Below are 1,128 nucleotides of genomic sequence, written 5' to 3' on the forward strand. Positions count from 1 at the left end.
CTAGTGTCGCGTTTCTGAAGTAGTTAAGCGGTTGGCTTTTGCGAGGATTTGTTCGGGGGTTTTGGTCCAGACGAACGGGTGGCATCGGTCGTTCCAGCCGGTGATGAACTGGCGGATTTTCTGGTTGAGGTCTTTGACGCTTGTGAAGACGCCGCGCCGGATGGCCTGCCGGTCGATGATGCCGAACCAGACTTCGACGAGATTCAGCCAGGATCCCGAGGTAGGAGTGAAGTGGACGGTGAAGCGGGGATGGGCCGCAAGCCATGCCTTGACTTCGGGGGTCTTGTGCGTGGCGTAGTTGTCCATGATCAGGTGCAGTTCCTTTCCGGGATACGTGCGGTCAATCTGGCGCAGGAAGGACAGGAACTCCTGGCGCCGGTGCCGGGGCTTCACCGCAGCCGTGACCTGGCCGGTGGCCGTTTCGAGTGCCGCGAACAGCGTAGTGGTGCCGTGGCGGGTGTAGTCGTGCGTGCGCCGCTCGATCTGGTGCGGCTGCATCGGCAGCATCGGGGCCGTGCGGTCCAATGCCTGAATCTGGCTTTTCTCGTCAACGCAGAGCACCACGGCATTCTCCGGCGGCGCCAGGTACAGGCCCACAACGTCGGTGACCTTCGCGACGAGTTCCGGATCGGTGGAGAACTTGAACGTCCCGCTCCTCCAAGGCTGCACCCCATACTCCCGCCAGGCCCGGGCCACCGTGGCGTTCCCGATGCCCAGATGCCCGGCCAGCAGACGCGAGGACCAGTGCGTGACACCATACTTCTTCGGCGGCGCCACCAGCGTCGCCGCCACGATGTCCCGGTGATCCACCCGCCGCGGACGCCCCGGGCGGTCCTGATCATGCAGCCCGGCAATCCCTGCGGACTCGTACCGGCTGCGCCACCCTATGACCGTCGTCCGTGTCGCCCCGACACGCTCGGCGATCACGGTGTTCGACAGCCCCTCCGCGGCCAGCAGCACGATCCGCGCCCGCTGGGCGAGTCCCGCCCGTCCCGCCGAGGACCTGGACAGACGATTCAACGCCTCAAAATCACCATCACGAAGACCCAGGGCAGCAGCAGGACGATTGGCCATAACCAATCCTCCCAAACACCCAAACGTCTAGCTATTAACGACACGCGACACTAG

1 protein-coding gene is annotated in these 1,128 nt (G+C 64.0%); it reads right to left on the reverse strand.

Going from position 1 to position 1,128, the window contains the following annotated elements; all coding sequences use genetic code 11:
* Positions 1 to 1,074, reverse strand: a complete 1,074-nt coding sequence (locus E1809_RS26490) for an IS630 family transposase (protein WP_133207180.1) — start codon at positions 1,072 to 1,074, stop codon at positions 1 to 3.
* Between the last annotated feature and the right edge of the window lie 54 nt (positions 1,075 to 1,128).

The organism is Arthrobacter terricola (assembly GCF_004354015.1).
In the GTDB taxonomy this organism is placed as follows: Bacteria; Actinomycetota; Actinomycetes; order Actinomycetales; family Micrococcaceae; genus Arthrobacter; species Arthrobacter terricola.

Excerpts from the sequence above, each read along its gene's own strand:
- E1809_RS26490 (WP_133207180.1), bottom strand. The coding sequence starts at position 1,074 with ATGGCCAATCGTCCTGCTGCTGCCCTGGGTCTTCGTGATGGTGATTTT.